Below are 16,650 nucleotides of genomic sequence, written 5' to 3' on the forward strand. Positions count from 1 at the left end.
ACCGGGCACCACCCCCACCTCACCCACCCGTCCGCCGTCGTCGAGGTCATGTCCGGCGGGTGGCTCAACGTGACGGCGCTGGAGGGGACGAAGCCGTAGCGATTCAGGGGCATCGAGGGATCGCGGACGGTTGCGCCCCCGCACGGCCAGCTCGAACACCGCGTGAACGCCTTCGGGGTGCCGCCGGAGCAACGCGGTCAGGTGGTCCAGGGGCATCGCGGCGGTCACCACCGTGTCCAGGCCGTCCGGGACCGGAGCCAGCGAGGTGGCCGGCACGTTGGCGTACTCGGTGTAGCCGCCCAACCGGGGCGGCCAGGCGGCGACGCGCGCTCCGGGAACCAGCCAACCCGGCGCCGTGTCTCCGGTGTGGCCGACGACCTCGCCGACGATCTCGTACACCGGGGTGAAGGGCCTCCGGCGCTGGAAGAGGTGCTCGCCGCGGCGGGCCATCACGTCGGTGCAGCCAACCCCGGCAGCCAGCACGCGGATCGTCGCCTGCCCCGCCGACGGAGCGAGGGAGACGTCCTTGACCAGGCGCAATACGTGAGCGTCGCCGGAACGGCCGGCGACGCTCCGGCGATGTGCGATCGTCTCGGCGACGGGACACCGTCCGGCGGACCCCATCGAAGGTGATCTCGTGTGCCAGATGCGGGCCGCGCCACGGCACCGCCTCCGACTGCCGGGAGACAAATCCGGGAGACAGCGATTCGATGAACCCTCGTTCCGCTGACTCGGCCTGGCTGGGTCGAGGCGGGCCGGCACCTGCTCGCGGGACTCGAACTGGCCGTCCGCGAGGTCAATGACGCCGGCGGGATCGTCGGTAGGCCACTCGAACTGGTGGTCCGCGACACCGCGGCTGATCCGCAGAGGGCCGCGGCGGCCGTCGACGATCTGGCCCGCCTGGGCGTGGCCGCCTTGGCGGGGGAGTATCACAGCGTCGTCGCTCGCGCCGCCGCCGCCAGGGCCGACGCCCTTGGCCTGCCGTTCCTGTGCTCGTCAGCGGTTCTCGACGCGCTCACCGAACAACCGACGGAATGGGTCGCGCGCCTCGCCCCGGCGCAGTCCCGCGGCTGGCGCATCTACGCGGACTTCCTCCTGAGGGCGGGCCACAGCCGGATCGCCGTAGCAGCCCAGCCGAGTGTCTACTGGGCGTCCGGGGTTCGCATTCTGCGGGACCACCTCGTTCCCCGCGGCGGCGCCGTCACCGAACTCGACATGCGCGCGCTCACCCCACGGCCGTGTGCGACGCACTCGTCGACCTTCGCGCGACGGCCCTTCTTCTTCTGGTGGGCCACCCGGAACCGGCAGTGTCGATCGTCAAGTCCGTCCGCCACGACCGGCGTCTCGCCGAGATCATGATCGGTGCACCGGCCGGGCAACCGGAGTTCTCCGAATGGGCGAGGTTGCTGGGCGGCGACGGCGCCGCGATCCCGTTCCTGCGCTACCTGCCCGAGCGCCTCGGGCCACTCGGTGCACGCGTCGAGACGGCCCTGCGCGGGCGGCTGGGCGAAGCGCCCTCCTTCGTCGCCTTCGAGGGTTACGACACGGTCGCCGTTCTCGCCGAGGTGCTGCGTTCGCACGGTGCGGACCGGGCGCGCATCGCCGAAGCCTGGCCGCGCGTTGCCGTCGAAGGCACCCGCGGGCAGATCCGGTTCTCCCGCATGCCCGGCATCAGCGTTCGGCAATGGGCGTGGACGCCCATCCAAGTCGTTGATCGAGACCCGGCGGAACCCGATCGTTTTCGCATCCTCCACGCCGGCTGAGGCCGCGCGGAGGTCCGGCGTACCGTGCGGCCACCAGGGCCTGCGCTACCTGTCCACGTACTCCTGGTCTCCGGATCTCCGGCATCCGGCACCCAAGGTGTCCGCCGGCGCTACTACACATATGTATAGTGAAGTATCTGTATGTGTAGGAGGGTGATGATGGCCAGGATTGAGGCGGACCTAGAAGATCTGACGGCTCGCGCCCGCATCAGGGACGCCGCGCTGCGGCAGATCGGTGAGCACGGGTTCGAGAGAGCGACGATTCGCGGCATCGCCGAGGCTGCCGGGGTCTCCTCGGGGCTGGTGCGCCACCACTTCGGCTCCAAACAGGCGCTGCGCGAGGCGTGCGACGACTATCTCCTCAAGGAGATACGCCGGCTCGGCGACGAAACACGCGTCGATCTCACGCCTGCCGACGTGAACCCCGTCGGCTCCGCGCTGACCGCGTTCGGGCCGTACCAGCGATATCTCGCGCGGGCCCTGGCCGAGGGGTGGGCCGCGCCCCTGTTCGACGAGATGGTCCGGGTGTACGAGGAATGGCTGGAGGAGGTCGACAAGGCCCGTCCGGATCCCCCGTACGCCAGTCGCAGGGCCCGAGCGACGGTCGCCACCGCCATGAGTCTCGTCGTGCCGGTGTTGTACCAGCACGTCTCCCGCGGGCTGGGCGTCGACCTGGCCACCCGGGAGGGCGCGCACCTGCTCGCGCTGACCCTCCTCGACATCCACTCCCACCCGGTGCTCACGCCGGAGACGGCCGCCTCGCTGCGCGAGGCCCTCGAAAAGATCCACGACGTGACACCCCCACCACGTTCCTAGGAGTGCGACATGACAGAGGGCGCCATCGAGTTCCCCTGGACGGCACGTACCACCCGACCCGGCCTCTTCGACCCGCCGGAGATCATCGCCACGCTCAGGAAGGAGCGCCCGCTCCGGCCCATGACCTTCGCCGACGGCCACCAGGGCTGGCTGGCCACCGGCTACGACGTGGTCAAGGCCATCCTCGCCGACAGCCGCTTCAGCATCCGGCGCGAGGTGGCCCACCCGCCGGTCACGATGCCCAACGCCGCCGCGCAGGCCATGTTCACCGCGCCCCCGCCGCCCGGGATGTTCGTCCGCATGGACCCGCCGGAGCACACCCGCTACCGCAAGCTGCTCATCTGCGAGCTGCTCGGCATCCCCGCCTCCACCCTCCCCGTGTTCCGGCAGGCCGCGGCCACCGTGCTCGACGGGGAGTCGACGCAGGAGCAGATCCAGCAGGCGTACACGACCATGCTCGGCGTCTTCCCGCCGTTGATCGCGGACAAGCGTGAGAACCCCACCGGTGACGTCTACAGCGGTCTGATCAACCGCGGTGGCCTGTCGGACGAGGAGCTCACCTCCATCGGGCTGCTGCTGTTCGCGGCCGGGTACGAGTCGACCTCCGGCATGCTGGCGCTGGGTACGTTCGCCCTGCTTGAGCATCCCGGCCAGCTCCAGGCGCTGCGCCGTGACCCGAGCCTGGCCGACAACACCGTCGAAGAGCTGCTGCGCTATTTGACCGGGCCCGGCGGGATGTTGCGCACGGCGATGGAGGACGTGGAGATCGGCGGCGAGCTGATCAGGGCGGGCCAGACCGTCGAACTGCTCGTCGGCGCCGCCAACCACGACCCGGCCCGCTTCGAGCGCCCCGGCGAGTTCGATGTCACCAGGCCGGCCCAGGGTCATCTCACCTTCGGGCACGGCATCCATCAGTGCCTGGGCCAGCAGCTGGCCCGGGTGGAGCTGCGCGCGGCGCTGCCCGCGCTCTTCGACCGGTTCCCCGGCCTGCGCCTCGCAGTGCCCGCACAGGAGATTCCCATGAAAGACGACTCGGCCTTCTTCGGCCCCAAACGCCTCCCGGTGGAGTGGTGAGCCGCCACATGACCGCCATCACGACCCGCGACCTGGTCAAGACCTACGGCCCGACCCGCGCCCTGGACAGACTTGACCTCACCGTGAACACCGGCGAGATCCACGGCTTCCTCGGCCCCAACGGGGCGGGCAAGTCCACCACCATCCGCGTCCTGCTCGGCCTGGTGCGCGCCGACTCCGGCCGGGCGGAGCTGCTCGGCGGCGACCCGTGGGCCGACGCCACCGAGCTGCACCGGCGGCTGGCGTACGTGCCGGGCGACGTGGAGCTGTGGCCGAACCTCACCGGCGGCGAGGTCATCGACCTGCTCGGCCGCCTGCGCGGCGGGCTCGACGAGACCCGCCGCGCCGAACTGGTCGAGCGCTTCCAGCTCGACCCCACCAAGAAGGGCCGCACCTACTCCAAGGGCAACCGGCAGAAGGTCGCGCTCGTGGCCGCCTTCGCCGCCGACGTGGAGCTCCTGGTCCTGGACGAGCCGACCTCGGGTCTCGATCCGCTGATGGAGGCCGTCTTCCAGGAGGTCGTCGCGGAGATGCGCGCGGCCGGCCGTACCGTCCTGCTGTCCAGTCACATCCTGGCCCAGGTGGAGCGGCTGGCCGACCGGGTCAGCATCATCAGGCAGGGCAGGATCGTGCAGGCGGGCACGCTGGCCGAGCTGCGCCACCTGACCCGCACCACCGTGGAGGCCGAGACCGCCACCCCGGTCACCGGCCTGGCCGCGCTCCCCGGCGTGCACGGCGCCGAAAGCGGGCGCGGGCGGGTGCGCTTCAGCGTGGACGCCGAGCACCTCGACGGCGCCATCAAGCACGTGGGCGCCTTCGGCATCCGGGCACTGACCAGCCACCCGCCCTCGCTGGAGGAGCTCATGCTGCGCCACTACGGGAACGGAGCAGCGGCATGACCACCACCGCCGTACGCCGCCGCACGGCCGCCGCGTCCGGCGGCGGCACCCTGACCGGCACCTGCGCGATGGTGCGGCTGGCCCTGCGCAGGGACCGGGTCAAGCTGCCGGCGTGGACGCTCGGGATAACCCTGTTCCTCCCGTACTTCGCCGCCGTGGCGGCCAGGACGAATTCGACGCCCGAGGCCTTGGCCACCAGCGCGGAGATGTTGGACGCCCCCATGCTGCGGCTGTTCTCCGGCCCCATGTTCGGCATGGAGAACCCCACGACGCTCGGCTACCTGGTCAACGCCTACTTCCCGGAGTTCCTGCTGGGCGCGGCGCTGATGAACATGCTGCTCGTCGCCCGGCACACCCGCATCGAGGAGCAGAGCGGCCGCGCCGAGCTGGTTCGCGCCGCGGTCGTCGGCCGGCATGCCGCGCTCACGGCTGCGCTCCTCGTCGCCGTCATCACCAACGTGGTCCTGGCCCTGCTGCTGACCGCGGCGGCGCTGGGCGTCGGGATGACCGTGAGCGGCGCGCTGTTGTTCGGCGCGGCCACGGCCGCGATGGGTCTCGTCTTCGCCGCGGTCACCGCCGTGAGCGCGCAGCTCACCGAGCAGGCCAGAGCCGCGGCCGGGATCGCGGGCGGGGTGCTGGCCGTCGTGTGGCTGCTCCGCGCCGTCGGCGCCGTCCAAGACGGCTGGCTGACCTGGACCTCCCCGATGGGGTGGGCGCAGCTCACCCGGGTGGCGGGCGACGGACGTTGGTGGCCGCTGGCCCTGCCGGTGCTGCTCAGCGCGGCTCTGACGGCGGTCGCGTACGCCCTGTCGGGGCGGCGGGACCTCGGCGCCGGGCTGGTGGCCTCGCGCCCCGGCCGGGCGCGGGCGGCCCGCGGGCTGCGCTCGCTGCTCGCGCTGGCGTTCCGGCTCCAGCGCGCGTCCTTCCTCTGGTGGGGCGGGTCCCTGCTGGCGGCCGGCCTGGTCTTCGGCGGGCTCGCCGGCTCGATGAGCGAGAGCATGGCCGAGGAGTTCCTCGGCGGCGGTCCTGACGTGATGGGCGGCTACCTGAGCCTCATGGCGGTCGGGATGGTCTTCCTCGTGGGGATCTTCACGGTCCTGACGGCGACCCGGCTGCGGACGGAGGAGAGGCGCGGCCGGGTGGCGCCGCTGCTGGCCACGCCGACCGGCCGATGGGCCTGGCTCGGGTCGTCCCTCCTGGCCACCGGGCTCGCCGCCGTCGCGCTGCTGGCGATCTCGGGTCTGTCGATGGGCGTCGGCGCCGCTACGGTGCTCGATGACGCCGCCCTGGGAGCGTTGGCCGCCGGCGCCGTGCTCGCCCGCATCCCGGAGATCCTGTTCCTGCTGGGGGTGGCCGCCACGCTGTTCGGGTTCGCGCCCAGGGGCGCCGCCCTGGCCTGGGCCGTGCTCGCCCTCGGCGCGGTCATCCGCTTCTGGGGTGCGGACCTGCCGGGCTGGGTGAGGAGCCTGTCGCCGTTCGACCACATTCCCCGGATGCCGGTCGAGGATTTCAGCCTCGCCCCACTGGTGGTGCTGACGGCGCTCGCGGCGGGCCTGCTCCTGATCGGCCTGTACGGCTTCCGCCGCCGCGACCTGGACGGCGCCTAGGTCCGGGGCGGGTGCCCCCGTCGGCCGCCGGTGTGCGGGCCACGCCTCAGGAAGGGGGTCTGACGGTCTCCATCCCGGTGGAGCTGCCCGCAGCTAGGGTCCGCACCGGCCAGTCGCCAATTCATACGTTTTCTTGACGCCCTGACCTCGTCCATCGACCGTTCCGCCTGGGTAGCGTGCGATGCGTCTTTACGGGGTCGTGGCGAAGGGTGACCGTATGGTGCTGGCGAAACGGCCGGCCGCCGGGGAAGGGACGCTGCGGTCCTGGCTGCTTCAGGGCCTGCACACCGACCGCGAACAGACCGAGCACGGCACCCGCGTCAAGCATCCGTGGTGGTGCAGTCCCCGCACGATCTCGTCCACAGGCGGTGCCGTTCGAGGCCGTGGGCGTACGGCATGAGACGGCATCCCGGGATCCTTGACCGGTTCCGCCACCCGGCTCAGGTCATCGTCACCGGATTCGGGATGGCGGTCCTGATCGGCACCGCCTTGCTCACGCTGCCGATCGCCACCGAGTCGGGGGAATCGTCGGGCTGGCTGGCCGCTCTGTTCACCGCGACGTCCGCAGTGTGCGTCACCGGCCTGGTGGTCGTGGACACCGCAACGCACTGGTCGGTGTTCGGCGAATCGGTGATCGCCGGGCTGATCCAGGTCGGCGGGCTGGGCATCATGACCCTGGCGACACTGTTCACCGTCCTGGTGGCCGGCCGGCTCGGGCTGCGCGCAAGGATCTTCGCACAAGCCGAGGCCAAGACGCTGAGCATGACCGACGTGCGGCACGTGGTCCGCAGGGTGGTCGTCTTCAGCCTGGTCTGCGAGGCCATCGCGGCGGTGATCCTCACCGGCCGGTTCCTGATCGGCTATGGCGAGCCGTTCGGCCGGGCCGTCTACCTGGGCGTCTTTCATGCGATCTCCGCCTTCAACAACGCCGGGTTCGCCTTGTGGTCCGACAGCCTGATGCGTTTCGTCACCGACCCGTGGATCTGCTTGACCATCGCGACCGCGGTGATCGTCGGCGGGCTCGGCTTCCCGGTGGTGTTCGAGCTGCTGGGCACCTGGCGCCGGCCCAGCCGCTGGTCGGTCCTGACCAGGGTCACCGTCGGCGTCACCGTGGTCCTCCTGGTCGGTGGCACGCTGCTCTTCCTGGCCATCGAGTGGCGCAACCCGAAGACGCTGGGCGCGCTCGATGGCCCCGGCAAGCTGCTGGCGGCCTTCTTCACCGCCGTCATGCCGCGCACCGCGGGCTTCAACAGCATCGACCTCGCCGATATGTACCCGACCAGTTGGCTGGCCACCGACCTGCTGATGTTCATCGGCGGCGGCAGCGCGGGAACGGCGGGCGGCATCAAGGTCACGACGTTCGGCATGCTCGCGTTCGTCATCTGGGCCGAGATGCGAGGTGAGCGCGATGTCAACATCGGTCATCGCCGCCTGCCGGAGGTGGCACAGCGTCAGGCCGTCTCGATCAGCCTCGTCAGCGTGGCGCTGGTCACGGTGTCGACGTATCTGTTGCTGGCGCTGACCCCGTACAGCCTGGACCAGGTGCTGTTCGAGGTCATCTCGGCCTTCGGCACGGTGGGCCTGTCCACCGGGATCACCGCGGATGCCACGCCGGCCGGGCACGTGCTGTTGGTGCTGCTGATGTTCATCGGCAGGACCGGCCCGGTCACCCTGGGCTCCGCCCTCGCCCTGAAAGATCGCGCCCGCCGCTACCAGCTGCCCGAGGAGAGGGTCATCGTGGGCTGACCAGGACCGCGATCCGGTCGCAGCGCCACCTGCCCGACGCGGTATGGAGGGCCGGGCAGAGGCGGGCTATCGGACCAGGTAGGAGCCCTCCGCTGGTCGTCGCAGCCGCTGAGAGGCTGCGCCGCCTCACCACGTCCGTGGTCTGCTGCCACGTCGGCCCGTACCCACCGCCTCGAGGATCCCGACCGTGGCGGCGACGCCGTCCTCGGCGCGAACGCGCTCGCCGAGGACAGCGGCGCGTTCGGCCATGCGCCGGTCGGTCACAGCGGCCGTGATGGCGCCGGCCAGCCCCTGCGGGGTGAGCCCACCCTGGGGCTGGGACGCGGGGGCGACACCCATGGCGCGCATGCGGGAGGCCCAGAACGGCTGGTCGGCGACGAACGGGCAGACCACCTGCGGGCGCCCGGCGGCGAGGGCGGCGCCGGTGGTGCCGCTGCCGCCATGGTGCACGATCGCGGCCATGCGCGGGAACAACCAGTCATGCGGGATCTGCTCCAGCAGCAGCACGTTCTCCGGCAGGTCGTCGAGCCGGATGCCGCCCCAGCCGGACACCAGCACCGCACGCACCCCGGCCAGCCCGATCGCCTCGGCGACGATCCGGCCGACGCGGTGCGGGTCGGTGCCCGCCATGCTGCCGAACCCGAGGTAAACGGGCGGCTCTCCCGCGTCCAAGAACGCGCTCAGCTCCGCCGGCGGCGTCCAGCCCGCGGCGGCGGGCAGATACCAGAAGCCGGTGGTGTGCACCCAGGACGGGTAGTCCAGCCCCGGCGGCAGCACCAGGCGGCTGAACCCCTGCACCACCGTGACCGGGCCGCCGCCGGGCGCCCGCAGAACGTCGTGCCGCCGTCGCCTCCTGGGCAGCTGCAGGAGGTCGCGCCGCATCCGGTCGGCGGTGCCGGCCATGGAGCGCAGCAGCAGCCTGGTGGGCAGGTACGTCGCCCGGTTCAGCGTCTTCGGCACTCTGATCGACATCGTCATCGGGTTGGGGAACGTGCCGGTCGGCACCCATACCGGCTGGAGGGCGGCCGGCACGGAGGGCACACCCAGGCGCTCGGCGATGTGGTGGGCGGGGATGCCGGGCGGGTGCACGATCACATCCGCTCCGCCCTCGGCCGCGGCGATCATGTCGGCGAAGACCTTCGCCATCAGCGGCTTGGTGCGTTTGATAACGGTGAGCGCGATCTTCTTGCCGCGCAGCCCCCGGTAGTTGGTCTCGATCGCCTCGCGGATGTCCGGGTCGTCGATGAGGGTGTTCGGGCCGTCGTCCAGCGGGATGTACGGCAGGCCGTACGGTTCTCCCAAAGAGGCGGACGCCGCCGGGGCGCCCAGCACCGCTTCATGCCCCGCCGCGCGCAGCGCGTAGGCGAGCGCGGCGTAGGGTTGCACGTCGCCGCGGGTGCCGTGGGTGAGAATGAGCACTTTCATGAGCGTTCCTTGTTCTGGAGGCGGGCGAGCACCCGCTGCTCGGCGGCAGGGTCGAACCAGGCGTCCGGGGCCGGGGTGTCGGGGCGCGGCCGGGGGTCGCCCTCGGCCCGCAGCCACGCCCACGTGGCGGCGAGCGTCTCCCGCAGCGGGCGGCAGGTCAGCCCCGCGGCGAGGGCGACGCCGACGTCGGCGTCGTGGATCCCCGTGGGCGCCGGATCGTGGGGATAGCGGAGGCCGAACTCCATTCCGAGCGGGAAGCCCTCCTCCTGGAGCAGCGCCGGCGGCGCCCACAGGAGCTGGGCGTCGAACCCGGTCACCTCCAGCGCGGTCTCCACGACGGCGCGGCCGGCATGATGGGTACCGCCGAGGACGAGCAGTTTCATGCAGAGCTCCTTCGAGTGTGAAGGGCCCGGGTCGTCCCCGGGAAAGAAGGTGTGTGCACAGCCTCGGCTTCAGGACGCTCCCGTGCGGACGGGCAACCACAGCGCCGAGGGGTGATCGGGGTCGTGGAAGAGCTCGTGGCCGGACGGGCGGAGCTCGCGTGCCTCCGCCGGCGGCTCCCCGGTGCCGGGGTTACGGCCGAAGCGGGGGTGGGCGCCGCTGGAGACCTGCAGCCTGATCCGGTGGCCCCGCCGGAACCGGTGGGCCAGCGGCCACAGCTCGATGCCGACCGTACGGATGTCACCGGGCTCGCTCAGGCGGATGATGCCGTCGCACAGGTTGATGGAGCGGCCGCGCGGCGACACGTCGCACAGGCGAGCGAAGTAGTCGACGTGCGGGTGGGACGAGCGGGCGTGCAGCCGGACCCGGACCGGCCCGGCGACGTCGACGTCGGTGTCCAGGGGGGTGGTGGTGAAGGTCAGCACATCCGGGCGGGACTCGATGGCGCGGTTGTCCTTGCGTCCGGCGGACCAGCCCACCAGGGTGCCGCCGACCGTGGGGGTGGGGTCGGCGGGGTCGTACCGGTAGCGGCTGGGTGACGATGCGGTGGGTGCCGCGGTGTCCAGGCGTCCGTCCGGGTGCAGGTGCCAGGCGGTCGCACGGTGTGCTGGGGGCCACTCGGGCAGGTTCGTCCACCGGTCGGCTCCGGTGACCAGCACCCGTACGCCGACCGGCCCTCCCTCGCCCGCGAACGCGGCGTCGAGTGCGGCGAGCGCGTCTCTCATGGCAACGGGACTGAGCACCCCGCCACCATGGGGCCACGGCCCGATGAGCAGGCGGACGCGCCGGCCGGTCGCGCGCAGTGCGGCGTGGTCGGCGAGCATGCCGGGCAGGAAGAAGTCGTTCCAGCCGGCCTGCATATAAACCGTGGGCGGCATGCGGTCGAGGTTCGCGTGGTGGTCCATGCGCTGCCAGTACGTCTCGCCGGGCGCGTGCGCGATCCACTCCTGGAACCAGCTGATCTGGTGCCCGGTGAGGGCTCGATCGGCGTCGCTGAGCGGGAGCGTGAGCGAGGCTCGGCGCAGTCTCCGGTCCGCGCCGATGCGGGCCAGCAGCTGGCGGGTGGTCGAGAAGCGCCCGCTGAACATCGTGTCCACCATCTGCACCCAGCCCAGGGCGTTCCCCGAGGCGAAGGCGCCCCCGGGGTACATGAAGCCGCGTGCGAATTCTGAGGGCGCGTCCTGGATGATGGCGATCTTCCATTCCGGGATCTCGCGGGCGGCCAGCTCCCACTGCGCGAACCCGAGATAGCTGGCTCCCCACGTGGCCAGCGCGCCACCGAACCACGCCTGCTCGCGCAGCCATGTCAGCGTGCCGTCGGCGTCTGCCGGGTCGATGACGAAACCGTCGAAGCGGCCACCGGAGCCCGCCGTGCCGCGCAGGCTCTGGTACAGCACCTGGTAGCCGCGCTCGGCCAGCAGGCGTGGGCCGAAATCCATGCGGTTGCCGCGGCCGTACGGGCTGCGCATCAGCACCAGCGGTGGCCGATCCACGCCCACCGGGTAGTAGCGGTCGGCCAGCAGCGGCACACCGTCGGCGGCTGGTATCGCGAGGTCGCGTTGCACCCGCACGGGATGCCGTACGGGCGGGCGTACGCCGTAAAGACGGCTGATCAAGGTCACCGGGGCTCAACTCCTCATCGACGTGGCTTGACTGCCTTGCTCGCCGACCAGGCTTCCCGGCACACCATCGACCCGCCGCCAGGCGAGCGATTCTCAGAACATACCGAATTTTCAGTAATTCCTGAAGCCCTCATTTCTTTGGCTATCCTGCCTCTCGGAGGTGACGTGTGGAAGACAGGCACGAGCAATGGCAGGCGGCGGAACGGCTGGCGCTGACGCTGACCGAGGGCGGAATGCAGCGGATGCACGCGCGGACCCTCGCAGCGTTCCTGTTCACCGACGCCGAGGCGATCACCATGGGCGAGATCGGCGAGCGGTTGGGCGTCAGCGCGGGCTCGGTCTCCGGCGCGGTCAAAGGGCTGCTGTCGGTCGGTCTGATCGAGCGGCTGCCCGCTCCGGGCAGCCGCCGCGAGCACTACCACATGCGTGACGACGCCTGGCCAAGACTGTTTTCCACCCAGAACACCGTCGTCCACGCCATGCTGCAGGCCGCCGAGACCGGCATCGCCACCACCGAGCCCGACGACCCGGCCCACCTGCGGCTGGCCCGGATGCGGGACTTCTACCAGTTCCTCCTGCGGGAACTGCCGGACCTGCTGCGACGCTGGGAACAGGAACACTCCCGACCTTGACCACCCCGCGCCGGCGGGTCGTCTTCAACGCCGGCGTCGACGGCCGCTGTGTCGCCGAGAAGCGCGGCCCTCACTCCACTCTCGTCGCACGAAGAGTACGCGCCCGAGCGGGCTGAGCCGCTTACAGCATCCGGGCTCCGCCGCCGCGATCTGGCTCTCTGACTCCAGCCGGCCTTCCGGGGACCGGCCGGGCGGCCGGCGAGGACGATCAGCACCACCTGTGACTGACTGTGACGAGGCGTCCGCCATCCACTGTCCAGCCGAGGGGTGGACGGGCGCCCGTGTCTGCGCTAATTTATCTGCTTATTAGCAGATAATGCGGGGAAGCAGATGAATAGGCGTCACCACATTCAGCAACTGTTCGCCGCGTTGCAGCGCGACATGCTGCCCTCGTTGTTGTACGTCCATGAGAACGACGACCTGCGGCTGATCGACAACGTCGTGCTGCAGGTGCTCGACCGTGGCGAGGAGCCTACGGTCAAGGAACTGGCCGTTCTGATCGGCCGTTCTGACTCGCGGACCAGCCGGATCGTCGATGCGCTGGTGCGGCGCGGGCTCGTGGAGCGGTATGAGGACGAGCGGGATCGCCGCGCCCGCAGGCTTCGGGTGAGTGAGCAGGGCACCGCGTTGTTGCGGCGGATCCTCCGGATCAGGGTCGATGCGCAGATGCGGCTCTGGGAGCACTTCACCGAACAGGAACAGCAGATTGTGCTCCAGGCGCTGGAGCTTTTCGCCAAGGCGGCGAGGAGGATACGGGATGAAGCTGATCCATCTGTCTCAGGTCGACGCTTCGATGACCGACCTGGTGGGCGGCAAGGCCGCCGGACTGGGGGAGATGATCAAAGCCGGTGAGCGGGTCCCCGACGGCTTCTGCGTGACCGTCGAAGCCTATGTCACAGGAGATGTCCCAGAGGCAGAGCTGGTCGATGCCTACGAGCGGCTCGGCGGCGGCAAGGTGGCGGTGCGCTCAAGTGCCACCGCCGAAGACCTCCCTGAGGCCAGCTTCGCCGGGCAGCAGGACACCTACCTCAACGTCGAGGGCAAAGAAGCGCTGATCGACGCCGTGCGCCGCTGCTGGGACTCCCTGCACACCGAGCGCGCCGTGGCCTACCGGGCGAACGCCGGCATCGAGGACGCGGCGATGGCCGTCGTGGTGCAGCGGATGGTCGACCCTGAGCGGGCCGGTGTGCTGTTCACGGCCAACCCGATCACCGGGCGCCGTACGCAGATGGTCGTCGACGCCGCGCAGGGACTCGGCACCGCGATCGTCGACGGCACCGTGGTGCCCGACCACCACGAGTTCGACGACGCCGCCGCCCAGGATGGCTGGCTGGAGGACCTACGTACGGCCGGACTGCGGTTGCAGGAGCACTTCGGGTCGCCACAGGACATCGAGTGGGCCATCGATCGAGCCGGCACGCTGTGGTTACTGCAGTCTCGCCCGATCACGACGTTGTTCCCGGCGCCGCCCGCGACCGGCGAGACCCGAATCTACCTGGAGTTCGGTCACATCCAGGGCATGCTGCGGCCGATGACCCCGATGGGCTGGTCGATGCTCAAGGCCGGCGCCGCCCTGTGGTTCCAGGCGGTCGGGGCGAAGGTCGATGAGCGGGATCCGTTGCCGCGGCTGGTCCCGATCGGCGGCAGGCTCTATTTCGACCTGACCGACTTCCTGCGCAACAAGGCGATCCGCAAGCGGCTGGGGACCTCAATGGAGGTGTACGGTCCGCGGGTGCAGGGCGCCCTGCAGCGGATGATGCACGATCCGCGCTTCGCCCCGCGGCCCGGCCTGCCGTTCAGGATGCGCACGGTCATCAGGGCGACAGTGCTCATCGCGCCCCGAGCCGTCGCAGGGCTCGTCTCCGCCCTGGCCCGGCCGGACGCCGCACGGGCCAGGGCCTACCGTGGCGTCGAGAAGGCCAGGCGGCTGACCGTCCCGCCCGGGGAGAACGCGACCGCCGCCGAGCGGTTGCGCTGGGCGATAGAGGACTCGCACAAGTCGGTCATGACCCTGGACATGCAGGGCATCATGTGGCCGCTGGTCGCCGGCATCATGGCGGGCACGGCTCCGGCCTCTCTGCTCCAGGGCGTGGCCACCGACGAGGAGCTGGACACCGTCCTCGGCGGCATGCCGTACAACGTGACCACGGAGATGGACCTGGCCCTGTGGGAGCTCGCGGTGAAGGCGCGCGAGCACCGCAACCTGTTCGGGAACACCTCCTCGGAAGAGCTCGCCGCCCGCTACCGGGAAGGCGACCTGCCCGACATCGGCATGGACGCATTCCTCCAGAAGTACGGCATGCGCGCCGCCGCCGAGATCGACGTCGGTACGCCACGGTGGGCGGAAGACCCGGCCCCGCTGTTCTCCACGATCGCCAACTACCTGCGCGTGGACGACCCCGACCAGGCACCGGACCGGCGGTTCGAGCAGGCCGCGGCGAGAGCGGAGCGGACGCTCACCACGCTGGCGCGGCGCGCCGAACGCAGGCGGCCGATCCGCGGCGGGATCGCGACATTCCTCATGCGCAGGTCGCGCAAGATCACCGGCCTGCGCGAGATCGGCAAGTTCACCTGGCTGATCTCGCTGCAGGCGGCGCGGGAACAACTGCTGCTCGTCGGCGCGGAGTTGTTCGAGCAACCGGACGACATCATGTTCCTCGACCTGGTCGAGGCACGCCAGGCCGTTCAAGGTGCGGATCTCCGACCCGTGATCGCGGCGCGGCGGGCCGAGTACGAGCGTGAGCTGCGACGGCACACCGTCCCTGGCGCGCTGCTGTCCGACGGCACCGACGTGGAGGCGCTCGCGCCGCAAGGCCCCGCGGACGACGGAGTGCTCACCGGCATGGCCGGGGCGGCGGGTCGGGCGACCGGCAGGGCGCGAGTGATCCGCGACCCGGCCGACGCGCACATCGAGCCGGGCGAGATCCTCGTCGCGCCCACCACCGATCCCGGCTGGACGCCGCTCTTCCTCACCACGGCGGGTCTGGTCACCGAGACCGGCTCCCCGGTCGCGCACGGCCCGACCGTCGCCAGGGAATACGGCATCCCGGCCGTCATCTGCGTGCGCAACGCCACTCACGAGATCAAAACCGGCCAGCTCATCACCATCGACGGCGCCGCGGGCACCGTGCGGATAGAGGAGGAATGACGCTTGCGACGGGTGTTGGAACCGGTCGAGGACGGATGGCGCCCGCCGCGCCCGCCGCTCACGAAGGGGAATCCTCTCGGGTTCGTCCGCGGAGCCGGCGTGCGATACCGAACCAGGCGGGCACGTCACGCTCGTCGTCGAAGCCGCGGGCCACCACGATGTCGGTGGAGGAGTGCAGGAAGATCGACAGGACGATCGTCACCGCGACCAGCTGGAAGACGCTTTGGGCGGAGCTGATGCCGGAGGCGAGGACGATCAGCCCGTAGACGACGGAGGCGAAGCCCTTGGGGCCGAACCAGGCCACCGCGGCCTGCTCCCGCACGCTGAGCCCGGAGCCGAGGAACGACACCCAGATCGCCACCGGGCGGGCCAGCACCAGCGCCAGGATCGCGAACAGCCAGCCCTGCCATCCGACCGAGCCGAGCAGGGCGGGAGTGATGAGCGCGCCGAACACCAGCAGCGCCGCCAGCTTCAACAGCTCGGCGAGGAGCTCGCCGAAATGTTCGAACGACTCGCGCTGCCGCTCGCCGAAGGTCGCGACCGTGATCCCGGCGGCGAAGGCCGCGAGGAAGAGGTTGCCGTGTGTGGCCTTGCCCACCGCCAGCACCAGCAGGCCGATGGCCAGGCCGTTGAGCGGTTCGTACTGGGTGGAGGCGGAGAACCAGCGGGTCTGCTCCAGCTTGATCGCCAGCCACGGGATGGCCACGCCGATCACGATGCCGAGGCCGAGTTCGAGGCTGAGCTCACCGAGATGCAGGTCTTCCGAGCCGGCCGCGACGGCCAGGAACACCATCACGAACGGCAACGCCAGGCCGTCATTGACACCCGACTCCACGTTCAGCAACTGCCGCAGCCGGGGTGGCACCTTGTCGTTGCCGACCAGCGCGGCGGCGAACACTGGGTCGGTCGGCGCCAGGATCGCGCCGACCAGCAGCGCCTCGACCCATCCGAGACCGAGCAGGTAGTGGGCGGCCAGCGACGTGATGATCAGCGTGAGCGGCAACCCCCACCCCAGTGCCCGACCGGGCAGACGCCACGCGCCACGCAGATCCTTCCAGCCGACCCGCATGCCGTCGGTGAACAGCACGGCGAAGAGCGCCAGCTCCGCGAGCGTGGCCACCAGATCGTCGCCGGGTCGCAACGACACCACGCCCAGCGCGCCATCGCCGAGCACGAACCCGGCCACCAGGAACAGGGCCGCCGTGGACAGGATGGTGCGGTTGGCCAGACTGGACAGCAGCACGGCCAGCATCAGCATGCCCGCGAACGCGAGCAACAGCACATCCATCAGACGGCTTCTCCCTTGTATCGACACCGACGAACGGCTGCGACCGAGCCCGCCGGCGCACGGCCAAGGCTGCGATCGGCCCAGGCAGGCAGCCGCCGGACGGCTTTGATCACCGGGGTGTCGGCGGTGATCGCGGGGAAGACGGCAAGCAGCTCACGAGCGCGCACGCCTTGCCCCTTTACACGATCG

At 70.8% G+C, this 16,650-nt stretch carries 15 protein-coding genes; 10 read left to right on the forward strand and 5 right to left on the reverse strand.

Annotated elements, in window-relative coordinates:
* On the reverse strand, positions 1-540 hold a 540-nt coding region (locus tag E1294_RS26600), incomplete at its 3' end, for an alcohol dehydrogenase catalytic domain-containing protein (RefSeq protein WP_165977490.1).
* 240 nt (positions 541-780) lie between these two features.
* On the opposite strand from E1294_RS26600, the gene E1294_RS56060 reads away from it, so the two are divergent.
* The 7 genes from E1294_RS56060 (at position 781) to E1294_RS26630 (ending at position 7,905) form a co-directional block, all read left to right on the forward strand.
* The gene (locus E1294_RS56060) at positions 781-1,359 is read left to right on the forward strand and encodes an ABC transporter substrate-binding protein (protein WP_246083303.1); all 579 of its coding nucleotides are present in this window, start codon (positions 781-783) and stop codon (positions 1,357-1,359) included.
* Entirely contained in the window at positions 1,308-1,763 is a 456-nt protein-coding gene (locus tag E1294_RS56065; protein WP_246083300.1) for an ABC transporter substrate-binding protein, read from the forward strand. Before E1294_RS56060 ends, E1294_RS56065 begins: the two co-directional genes overlap by 52 nt.
* A gap of 159 nt (positions 1,764-1,922) precedes the next feature.
* Positions 1,923-2,579: a TetR/AcrR family transcriptional regulator gene (locus tag E1294_RS26610; protein ID WP_132512748.1), complete on the forward strand. Its 657-nt coding sequence runs from the start codon at positions 1,923-1,925 to the stop codon at positions 2,577-2,579.
* Between the two features lie 9 nt (positions 2,580-2,588).
* Complete coding sequence (locus E1294_RS26615) at positions 2,589-3,653, forward strand: cytochrome P450 (protein ID WP_132512697.1); 1,065 nt, start codon at positions 2,589-2,591, stop codon at positions 3,651-3,653.
* An 8-nt stretch (positions 3,654-3,661) separates the two neighbouring features.
* A complete protein-coding gene (locus tag E1294_RS26620) occupies positions 3,662-4,552 on the forward strand; it encodes an ABC transporter ATP-binding protein (protein WP_132512698.1) in 891 nt (296 codons plus the stop codon).
* Positions 4,549-6,159 carry an ABC transporter permease gene (locus E1294_RS26625; protein WP_132512699.1) on the forward strand — a complete coding sequence of 537 codons (1,611 nt, stop codon included), beginning with the start codon at positions 4,549-4,551 and terminating at the stop codon, positions 6,157-6,159. The genes E1294_RS26620 and E1294_RS26625 overlap by 4 nt, the downstream gene beginning before the upstream one ends.
* Before the next feature lie 396 nt (positions 6,160-6,555).
* Positions 6,556-7,905 carry a TrkH family potassium uptake protein gene (locus tag E1294_RS26630; protein WP_132512700.1) on the forward strand — a complete coding sequence of 450 codons (1,350 nt, stop codon included), beginning with the start codon at positions 6,556-6,558 and terminating at the stop codon, positions 7,903-7,905.
* 126 nt (positions 7,906-8,031) lie between these two features.
* Here E1294_RS26630 and E1294_RS26635 read toward each other — a convergent pair whose 3' ends face one another.
* From E1294_RS26635 to E1294_RS26645, 3 genes are all read right to left on the reverse strand, one after another.
* Positions 8,032-9,330: a nucleotide disphospho-sugar-binding domain-containing protein gene (locus E1294_RS26635; RefSeq protein WP_132512701.1), complete on the reverse strand. Its 1,299-nt coding sequence runs from the start codon at positions 9,328-9,330 to the stop codon at positions 8,032-8,034.
* On the reverse strand, positions 9,327-9,713 hold the full coding sequence (locus E1294_RS26640) for a hypothetical protein (protein ID WP_132512702.1): 387 nt from the start codon (positions 9,711-9,713) through the stop codon (positions 9,327-9,329). Before E1294_RS26640 ends, E1294_RS26635 begins: the two co-directional genes overlap by 4 nt.
* A 69-nt stretch (positions 9,714-9,782) precedes the next feature.
* Entirely contained in the window at positions 9,783-11,393 is a 1,611-nt protein-coding gene (locus E1294_RS26645; protein WP_132512704.1) for a CocE/NonD family hydrolase, read from the reverse strand.
* A 167-nt stretch (positions 11,394-11,560) separates the two neighbouring features.
* Here E1294_RS26645 and E1294_RS26650 point away from each other — a divergent pair, with 167 nt between their 5' ends.
* The 3 genes from E1294_RS26650 (at position 11,561) to E1294_RS26660 (ending at position 15,173) form a co-directional block, all read left to right on the forward strand.
* Positions 11,561-12,025 carry a GbsR/MarR family transcriptional regulator gene (locus E1294_RS26650; RefSeq protein WP_220447955.1) on the forward strand — a complete coding sequence of 155 codons (465 nt, stop codon included), beginning with the start codon at positions 11,561-11,563 and terminating at the stop codon, positions 12,023-12,025.
* Between the two features lie 330 nt (positions 12,026-12,355).
* The gene (locus tag E1294_RS26655) at positions 12,356-12,877 is read left to right on the forward strand and encodes a MarR family winged helix-turn-helix transcriptional regulator (RefSeq protein WP_132512706.1); all 522 of its coding nucleotides are present in this window, start codon (positions 12,356-12,358) and stop codon (positions 12,875-12,877) included.
* On the forward strand, positions 12,783-15,173 hold the full coding sequence (locus E1294_RS26660; RefSeq protein WP_132512708.1) for a PEP/pyruvate-binding domain-containing protein: 2,391 nt from the start codon (positions 12,783-12,785) through the stop codon (positions 15,171-15,173). Before E1294_RS26655 ends, E1294_RS26660 begins: the two co-directional genes overlap by 95 nt.
* Before the next feature lie 58 nt (positions 15,174-15,231).
* Here the strand turns inward: E1294_RS26660 and E1294_RS26665 are convergent, their stop codons facing one another.
* Positions 15,232-16,461 (reverse strand): cation:proton antiporter, encoded by a 1,230-nt coding sequence (locus E1294_RS26665; RefSeq protein ID WP_132512710.1) that lies wholly within the window; start codon positions 16,459-16,461, stop codon positions 15,232-15,234.
* Positions 16,462-16,650: the final 189 nt, after the last annotated feature.

Source organism: Nonomuraea diastatica, assembly GCF_004349015.1.
Taxonomy (GTDB): Bacteria; Actinomycetota; Actinomycetes; order Streptosporangiales; family Streptosporangiaceae; genus Nonomuraea; species Nonomuraea diastatica.